General features: G+C 65.7%; 6 protein-coding genes and 1 pseudogene. 4 read left to right on the plus strand and 3 right to left on the minus strand.

Annotation, left to right across the window (positions count from 1 at the left end; all coding sequences use genetic code 11):
• The first annotated feature begins 290 nt into the window (after window positions 1-290).
• The 3 genes from QZT59_RS17975 (at window position 291) to QZT59_RS17985 (ending at window position 3,423) form a co-directional block, all read left to right on the plus strand.
• Window positions 291-458, plus strand: a complete 168-nt coding sequence (locus tag QZT59_RS17975; protein ID WP_290819262.1) for a hypothetical protein — start codon at window positions 291-293, stop codon at window positions 456-458.
• A gap of 332 nt (window positions 459-790) precedes the next feature.
• Window positions 791-1,420 carry a rod-determining factor RdfA gene (rdfA, locus tag QZT59_RS17980; protein WP_290819263.1) on the plus strand — a complete coding sequence of 210 codons (630 nt, stop codon included), beginning with the start codon at window positions 791-793 and terminating at the stop codon, window positions 1,418-1,420.
• A gap of 59 nt (window positions 1,421-1,479) precedes the next feature.
• Complete coding sequence (locus tag QZT59_RS17985; protein ID WP_290819264.1) at window positions 1,480-3,423, plus strand: archaea-specific SMC-related protein; 1,944 nt, start codon at window positions 1,480-1,482, stop codon at window positions 3,421-3,423.
• A 521-nt stretch (window positions 3,424-3,944) separates the two neighbouring features.
• Here the strand turns inward: QZT59_RS17985 and QZT59_RS17990 are convergent.
• Window positions 3,945-4,501 (minus strand): annotated as a pseudogene (locus QZT59_RS17990) (IS6 family transposase); the annotation flags it as partial.
• 125 nt (window positions 4,502-4,626) lie between these two features.
• Here QZT59_RS17990 and QZT59_RS17995 point away from each other — a divergent pair.
• Window positions 4,627-5,277 carry a hypothetical protein gene (locus QZT59_RS17995; protein WP_290819265.1) on the plus strand — a complete coding sequence of 217 codons (651 nt, stop codon included), beginning with the start codon at window positions 4,627-4,629 and terminating at the stop codon, window positions 5,275-5,277.
• 219 nt (window positions 5,278-5,496) lie between these two features.
• Here the strand turns inward: QZT59_RS17995 and QZT59_RS18000 are convergent, their stop codons facing one another.
• Together QZT59_RS18000 and QZT59_RS18005 are read right to left on the minus strand one after the other, a co-directional pair.
• Window positions 5,497-8,322, minus strand: coding sequence for a cation-transporting P-type ATPase (locus QZT59_RS18000; protein ID WP_290819266.1), 2,826 nt, complete (start codon window positions 8,320-8,322; stop codon window positions 5,497-5,499).
• Window positions 8,323-8,559: 237 nt separating this feature from the next.
• Window positions 8,560-8,813: Zn-ribbon domain-containing OB-fold protein (locus QZT59_RS18005; RefSeq protein ID WP_290819267.1), on the minus strand; the 254-nt coding region annotated here is incomplete at its 5' end.

Below are 8,813 nucleotides of genomic sequence, written 5' to 3' on the forward strand. Positions count from 1 at the left end.
ATCCGGTTCGTCGCGGAACCGATCGCCGTTTCCGTCCACGAACATGCGGGCGTCGCAGGATTCGCACCGGAACGGGTACGCCGGAGCGGCGTCGCCGGTCACCACCACTTCGTACTCGCCCGGGTGGCGCCACCGGTGGCCGTAGAGGCGACACTGCCAGTTCGCGTAACTCATACCGACTCTTACGCCGCCGGTACCCATAAGTCGCGCCCCGGAAGCGGAGGACGCTCCGGTCGGCTCGCCTCTGCGTTCCCGAAACAGTTTTTAAACTGGTAGGTGTTCCCATTCACTTGCTGTATGATACGTTCGACGCAGTTGCGTCGACCGTGGCGTTCGTGCCGATACTCGTACCCGAGGCGGTGGAGCGCGGCGTTCAGCCGGTCGGCTGCATCGACGAGAAAGAGGGCGTCGTCGACGCCGTGCTTCTCGCCGAGTTCGTCGAGGAAGATTCCGGTTAGTCCGGTACTTCTGGTGGGCAACGGCCGAACGCGAGCGAATTCGTTCGTCGCGGGATCGACGGCGGCGAGCAGCCAGTACCGTTCATCGGTCAGCTGGATCAGCGTCCCGTCGACGGCAACGTGATCCGGCGAGGTACCGTCCTCAGGCTGTCGGTTCGCGTTTGCACCCAGTTGTGGACGGTGAATCGAGCGCGGTCGACACCGAAACCCTTTGTAACTCGAACAGTATACGAAATCGATCGGTCCGCCAGGTGGAGGTGTATCGACAGGCCGGCCCTCGAACGAGCGACGAGCCGTGATGCTTTTGACCACACTTCGTCAATGCGCTGCACATGGCCGAAGACGCGTCGGGGCTGGATGAGACCGACAGCAAGGTCGGGCGACTCATCGAGTCCTACGACCTCGGGATGCTGGATCGCGAACTCGTCGAGCGGTGGACGGCCCCGAACGGTGAACGGTCCAGTCTGCGGGAACTGGCCGACGTCTTCAATCGGCGGCTGCTGGCGACCGCGCTCGAGAACGCCGACGTCGATACCGTCGACGGAGAAGTCGAGAACACGTACCGACTGTTGTCCGATACCGACGTCTCGACCGGGGTTCGGACGGAAGTCCGCAACCGCCTCGCCCGCCAGGGTGTCGACGTCGACGAGCTGGAGTCCCAGTTCGTCTCCCACCAGGCGATCCACACCTACCTGACGAAGTATCGGAACGTCGAACTCGAGCAACCGGAGCAACGACCCGAGGAACGACGCGAGAAAGAGCGCGAGCGGATCCGACGGCTTCAGAGCCGAACCGAGGCGGTCACTCGAGACTCGATCGAGCGGCTCCGCGACGGAGCGCACCTGCGGCTCGGCGACGCGAACGTGCTGGTCGACGTTCGGGTGTTCTGTGAAGAGTGCGGTGCCGACTTCGCCGTCGACGAGTTGTTGCGCAGATCCGGCTGCGAGTGTCCGGACCCGTGAGCGCCCCGGCGAACGAACCATCACGATATTTACCCCATCGTCACAAACAACCGGTCACCATGAATCAGGAGTCGCTCGCTTGCGAGCGCGTCGAAGTCGACGTGCGGAACGTCGGCGGGATCGACGAATCGCGGGTCGAGTTCAGACCCGGCGTGACGATTCTCGCCGGGCGAAACGCCACGAATCGAACGTCGTTCCTCCGGGCATTGATGGCGGGTCTCGGGAGCGATCGCGCCTCGCTGAAGAGCGACGCCGAGGAGGGTCGCGTCGAACTCTCGATCGGTGACGAGACGTACACGCGGACGTTCCGTCGACGTAACGGCGTCGTGACCACCGACGGCGATCCGTACCTCGAGGATTCGACGCTCGCAGACCTCTTCGCCTTCTTGCTCGAGACCAACGAGGCGCGCCGGGCCGTGGCGCGAGGGGACGACCTCCGCGAGCCCATCATGCGCCCGGTCGACACCGACGAGATCAAGGCGGACATCGAGCGCCTTCGTGCACGAAAGTCATCGATCCGTGACGAACTCGACGAACTCGACGAACTCGAACGAGAGCGGACGCGCCTGGAACGAGAGCGGACGCGCCTCGACTCCGAACTCGAAGAGTTTCGCGAGGATCGTGAGGCGAAAACCGCCGAAGTCGACGCCTACGATCGCGACATCGCGGAGACGCGCTCGGAGAAGGCCGACCTCGAAGAGACGCTCGACGAGCTCAACGACGTCCGCTCCGACCTCGAGTCCGTGCGCTTCGAGATCGAGACCCAGCGCGAGAGCATCGAAAACCTGCGCGAAGAGCGCGACGGGCTCCGCGAAGAGGTGGAGGGAACCGAGGGGTCGCCCGGCGAGGAGCTCGGACGGATCGAGGGTCGCCTCGGTTCCCTCCGCGAGCGCAAGAGCGAAGTCGAGGCGCTCGTCAACGACCTCCAGCGGATCGTCCGGTTCAACGAGGAGATGCTCGACGGCACCGACAGCGAGATCGCGGAAGCCCTGCGGGACGACGGCGACGATCCGACCGACGCGTTGCTCGCCGACGACGAGATCGTCTGCTGGACCTGCGGGAGCGAGGTCGAGACCGACCGCATCGGGGAGACGATCGACCGCCTCCGAAAACTACGCGTCGAGACGACCGATCAGCGTCGAGAACTCCAGTCCGAGATCGACGAGCTCACCGAGCAACAACGCGACCTCGAATCCGACCGGCGCAGCCGGGAGGAGAAGCGACGGCGCCTCGAGCGGAGCGAGGCGGAGATCGAAGACCGCGAGGCGACCGTCGAAGAGCTCCGCGAGCGACGAGAGCGTCTCGCAGATCGCGTCGCCGAACTCGAAGACGAGGTCGAGTCGCTGGACGTCGTCGACGAGTACGAGGAGATGTTGGACGAACACCGCGAACTCAACCAGCTCCAGTTTCGAATCGACCAGCTGGAGGACGAGCGCGCGTCGGTCGAGACAGAGATCGACGAGATCGACGACCGACTGGCCGAGCGGTCGCAGCTGAAGGCGCGTCTCGAGGAGCTCGAGGCCGAACTGGCGGAGCGTCGTACCGAGATCGAGCGGATCGAGACGGAGGCCGTCGAGCACTTCAACGAGCACATGGGGCGCGTCCTCGACATCCTCGAGTACGACAACCTCGACCGGATCTGGATCGAACGGACGACGGCGGAGGTGCGCGAGGGCCGCCGGACCGTCGAGCAGTCGTCGTTCGAGCTGCACGTGGTGCGAAGCACCGACGCGGACGTCGCGTACGAGGATTCGATCGACCACCTCAGCGAGAGCGAGCGCGAGGTGACGGGCCTCGTCTTCGCCCTGGCCGGATATCTCGTCCACGAGGTCCACGAAGTCGTTCCGTTCATGCTCCTGGACTCCCTCGAGGCGATCGACGCCGACCGAATCGCGCGTCTCGTCGATTACATCGCCGATTACGCCGACTCGCTGGTCGTGGCGCTCCTCCCGGAGGACGCGGCCGCCCTCGATGACGAGCTCCCGCGAATATCCGAAATCTGAGCCAGGCCGCCGACCGAAGCTACCGGCAACCGATTCAGTCGGCAACTCGGTAGTCGACCGAGTTCCGAGTCCACGTTCTCGGACGAGACTACCGTCGGTGGTAGATGCACCGGTCTGCTGGGCTTTCCCTCGTTCGAACGCGGACGAGGCGTCTCTCCACTTCTGCCGCCCCGAAAATGGGCGCGACTCGACGTTAGTAGGTTCGCTCGCTTCGACAGTGAGTCACGACACTTCCAGAACCGTCCGTAAGTGATATTCGATTTGGGGGAGATTATTCGGTTAGAGCCCCTCATTTCTGAGTACGAGGCCTCGAGTCGACACAACCAATCGGCGGTCGAAGGTAGGTCTATCACATTCCCATTACGATTGTACGTCCGTAATAGTCTCGTGCGTAATTTTCCATCCGGTACGAGCAGTTGCATGGAACCCGCGCTCGGGATACTCGTCGGTCAAGTCGAGCGATATCGCACAGTATGCTCCGTTGTTAGGATCCTACTCTCCTGAATTCAGTGTAACTGGCAGGTATCCTGTTCTACTACCTGAAAAACACGTTCGATGCTACTGCGTCGACCGTGACCTTCGTACCGATATTCGTAGCCGCGGCGGTCGGGCGCGGCGTTCAGTCAGTCGGCTGCATCGACGAGAAAGAAGGCGTCGTCGGCGTCGTGTTTCTCGCCGAGTTCGTCGAGGAAGATTCCGGTTAGCCCGGTATTTCTGGTGGCAAGTGGCCGAACGTGAACGTATTCGTTCGTCACGGGATCGACGGCGGCGAACAGCCAGTAGCGTTCATCGGTCAGCTGGATCACCGTCTCGTCGACGGCAACGTGATCCGGCGAGGTACCGTCCTCAGGCTGTCGGTTCGCGTTTGCACCCAGTTGTGAACGGTGGATCGAGGACGGTCGACACCGAACCTCTCTAAAACACGAACAGTATTGGAAAGCGAGAGGCCGGCCATATGGAGGGGGATACTGAGCCGCATAAGTTCTCGCGGTGTCTGCGCTCGCGGTGTCTGCTCGCGCTCCACAAACGCTGACTGAACGTCGCTTCCGGGTAGGGTGAGACGGCCGAATTCGGGCACGGACACCGCGAACTACACCGCCTCGCTCCTTCAAACGCTAATCTGAACGCCGCCTGCATACCGGGAATAGCTTTATTTGAGCGATCGGTGTCCATCCGGTCACGATCGGGTGACACGTTGACAGCATGACGGTAGACACCAACAACGAGCTCACGCATCATCTGGGCGTCGCGGTCGGGAGCGTCGTCGTGGCGGCCCTGTTGTGGGCCGTCGGATACGACGGACAGCGTGTCGTCGCCGCCGTCCCCTTTTTCATCCTGTTCTTCGTGATGGTCATCGGCCCGCTGGTGCGCATCCGGCCGTCGATCAGACGTCGGTTTTCGGGGAACTTTCCCGTCAACTGGCGGTCGGAACTCGGCATCTGGTTCGCGATCTGGTCGGTCGTCCACGTGCTGTTCGTCTTTTGGGCGCGCGACTGGGACGTCGTCGGCTATCTCGTCGATATGAGCCCGTGGGCGTTCGGCGCCTTCGTGGCCGTGCTCGTCGCGATCGTCCTCGCGTTCACGTCCAACAACCGGGCCTACGACTACCTCGGCCCGAAAGCCTGGAAGTGGCACCAGAGTCACGGCACGTACGTCATCTTCTGGCTCGTCGCCGTCCACGGCTACGATCGGGCCTACCTCCGTCCGTACGAGGAGGTGGGATTCCCCTCGGACGATCCGATCCACCTCGTGTACCTCGCGATGATCGTCGCGGTGGTCGTCCTCCACGTGGTCGCGTTCGCGGTCGTCGTCGCCGAGTATCGGAAGACCGGCGAGTATCCACCCGATCTGTGAGCGGCCTCGCCCGGAACTCGCGTTCGAACGGGACGATCGCCGGCTCGGCGACGTCCACGGTCGACGAGCCCCCGAACAGGTCGAAACGGGCGCCACCAGACGGACCCTCGAACGGGGTGGAAACGGGCGCCATCAGACGGACCCTCGAACGGGGTGGAAACGGGCGCCATCAGACGGACCCTCGAACGGGGTGGAAACGGGCGGCGCCAGACGACGGGCTCAGTACCGCTCGAAGTGCCGATCCTGGACTTTCACGAAGATCGCCATCAGCGCCGCGAAGGCGACCGCCGCGACGGCGATCTGGGCCCAGTGGACGAGCCCGAGCGGTTCGACGTCGAACAGCAGCTGTCCGGTCGGCGTGTACAGCACCAGCAGCTGGAGGGTCACCGCGACGCCGACCGCCGCGACGAGCCAGCGGTTCGAGAAGAGCCCGAGGCCGTACCGGAAGCGGATCGCCTGGATGCGGACGATCTCGAAGACGACGAATCCCGTAAAGACCATCGTCTGAGCGAGCTCGCGGCCCACGTCGTAGCCGGGGCTCCAGCCGAATACGGCGCCCGTGACGTCGTGTCCCGGGATCAACTCCCCGTAGAAGTTGAGGGTGAACAGCGGGAGCAGACAGACCGTCATGAAGAGCGCGATGCCGACGATCGAGGCGACGATCCGCTTCGTGATGACGCCCTCGCTGGGCGGACGCGGCTCCCGTTCCATGATGTCCTCGGCCGCGGGATCGACGCCCATCGTGAGCGCGGGGATGCCGTCGGTGACGACGTTGATCCAGAGGACCTGGATCGGCGTGATGACGAGCCCGAGCCCGGCGAGCGTCCCCGTGAAGATCATCGTCACCTCGCCGCCGTTCCCGGAAAGCAGGTAGTTGACGAACTTGCGGACGTTGTCGAAGATCCGGCGGCCGCCCTCGACCGCGTCGCGGATCGTCGCGAAGTTGTCGTCGAGCAGGACGATGTCGGAGGCCTGCTCGGTGACGTCGGTGCCCCGAATGCCCATCGCGACGCCGACGTCGGCGTTCTTGACGGCGGGCGCGTCGTTGACGCCGTCGCCGGTCATCGCGACCGTGTGGCCCTTGCCCTGGAGCGTCTGCAGGATGCGCGTCTTGTGGTCCGGGGACGTCCGGGCGAAGATGTCGACGTCGTCGACCACCTCCCGCAGCTCCTCGTCGCTCATCTCCTCGAGTTCGGGGCCCGTAATCACCCGCGTCGACCGGAGCCCGACCTCCTCACCGACCGCCCGCGCCGTCACGGCGTTGTCGCCGGTGATCATCACGACGTTGATCCCGGCGTCGAGACAGCCGGCGATCGCGCCCGGCACTTCCGGACGCGGCGGATCGAGCATCCCCTGCAGGCCGAGAAAGACCATCCCTTCCTCCAGCTCTTCGTCCGGGGCCTCGGCCTGGGCGTCCGGCACGTCGGGTCGGTAGGCGAAGCCCATCACGCGCAGGGCGTCCTCGGCGAACGACTCGTTCTGGGCCTCGATCTCGGCTCGACGCTCGTCGGTCAGCTCGACGACCTCGCCGTCGACGAGTTCGCGGTCACAGCGCTCGAGGACCGTCTCCGGTGCGCCCTTCATGTAGGCGACGAGCTCCCCCTCCGGCGTCCGGTGGACCGTCGTCATCCGCTTGCGCGCGGAGGTGAAATCGACCTCGCCGAGTCGGGGGTAGGCCTCGTCCAGCTCGTCGTGGTCGAAGCCGGCCTTCCGGGCGGCGACGAACAGCGCGATCTCGGTCGGGTCGCCGAGGTAGGTCCGCTCGCGCTCGCCCGGTTCGCCGGTTTCGCCGGCCCCGGCCTCGCCGTCATTCGTATCGCGCTCGCGCGTCCCGACGTCGACGTTGTTGCACAGCATCCCGCAGCGGAGCACCTCGGCCACGCGCTCGTCGTCGACGGGGTCGCCGTCGCGCCGGAATTCGCCGTCGGTGTCGTACCCGGTCCCCGTGACCTCGTAGACCTCCCGGTTGGCGACGATCCGCTGGACGGTCATCTCCTCCTCGGTGAGGGTGCCGGTCTTGTCCGTGCAGATGACGTCGACCGAGCCCAGCGCCTCGACGATGGGGAGCCGGCGGACGAGCGCGTTCTTCTCCGCCATCCGCCTCGCACCGAGGGCGAGCGAGAGCGTGACGACCGCTGGCAGCCCCTCCGGGACCGCGGAGACGGCGATGCCGACCGCCGTCAGGAAGACCTGCAGCGGCGGCGTGTCGCCGATCACCAGTTCGGTGATCGCGATGATCGAGACGATGACGATCACCCCCGCCGCGATGAGCTTGCCCAGGCGGTCCATCTCGGCCTGGAACGGGGTGTCTCGCTCCTCGGCCTCCTCGAGGGCGGTCGCGATCCGGCCGATCTCGCTCTCGGGACCGGTCTCGACGACGAGCGCCACGCCCGACCCGCGCTCGACGACGGTGTCCTTGTAGAGCATGTTCTCGCGCTCGGCCAGGGAGGTGTCCTCGGCGACCTCGCCGACCGCCTTCGAGACGCCGACGCTCTCGCCGGTGAGGGCCGCTTCGTCGACGCTCAGGTTGGACTCCTCGACGATGCGGGCGTCGGCGGGAACGATGTCGCCGGACTCGACGAAGATCACGTCGCCGGGAACCACCGTCGTCGCGTCGATCTCGGTCTTCTCGCCGCCGCGTCTGACCAGGGCGTACGTCGTCGACATCTCCTTTAACGCCTGGATGCTCTGTTCGGCCCGGTAGTCCTGGAGGAAGCCGAACACCGTGATGAAGACGACCACGCCGGCGATGACCCCGGCGTCGATGGTGTGGCCGACGAACGCCATCACCGCCGCGGCGACGATCAGGACCCAGATCAGCGCCGGCTTGTACTGGTCGATAAAGATCGACAGCGGCGAGACGCCCTCATCCGCCTCGATCTCGTTCGGCCCCTCGCGCTCGAGGCGGGCGCGCGCCTCCTCGGCGGTGAGCCCCCGATCTGCCGTCTCGAGCGCCTCGTAGACCTCCTCGAGGGGCCGCGAGTGCCAGTCGGCGTCGGATGCGGACTCGGACGCGAGCTCCGCGTATTCCTCTGTACGTGCCACGTGTGTTTCGTTGGTGCCGGGAGGGGTAGTCTTCGTTCGCGATCCTCACTGGGCGGGAACCGGCGACGCCGGGACGGGTGGGCCGCCCACGGCATCGCGTCGGTTCGGCGCCGCCGACGGGACCGCGACTGGGCGGGAACCGTCGCCGGCCGGACCCGTCGTCCCCGGCCGGACCGGTCGTCGCGACGGACCCACCGTCGCCGGCCGGACCCGTCGTCGTCGCTACGGACCCGTCGATCACCCCGTCGGCGCGAACGTGACGAGCCAGCCGTCCTCGCCGCGCCGCTCGGCGCCGACGGCGACCGTCTCGCCGCGTTCGACCTCGTCTGCGCCCCGGAGCTGGCCGGTGAGGCGCACGCCCTCGTCGAACGTCGCGACGACGATCGTGTACGGCGTCTCGTCGGCGAACGCCGGGATCGAGCTGAAGATGGTCGTCGTCGCGCTGACGGTCGCCGTCTCCGAGAGCGATCGCTCCTCGAAGCTGCGGGTGC

This window comes from Halovivax sp. (assembly GCA_007119345.1).
Lineage (GTDB): Archaea > Halobacteriota > Halobacteria > Halobacteriales > Natrialbaceae > Halovivax.

What these genes read in the sequence shown, in the direction of transcription:
- rdfA (WP_290819263.1), top strand. Translation starts at nt 791, where the DNA reads ATGGCCGAAGACGCGTCGGGGCTGGATGAGACCGACAGCAAGGTCGGG.
- QZT59_RS17985 (WP_290819264.1), top strand. Translation starts at nt 1,480, where the DNA reads ATGAATCAGGAGTCGCTCGCTTGCGAGCGCGTCGAAGTCGACGTGCGG.
- QZT59_RS17995 (WP_290819265.1), top strand. Translation starts at nt 4,627, where the DNA reads ATGACGGTAGACACCAACAACGAGCTCACGCATCATCTGGGCGTCGCG.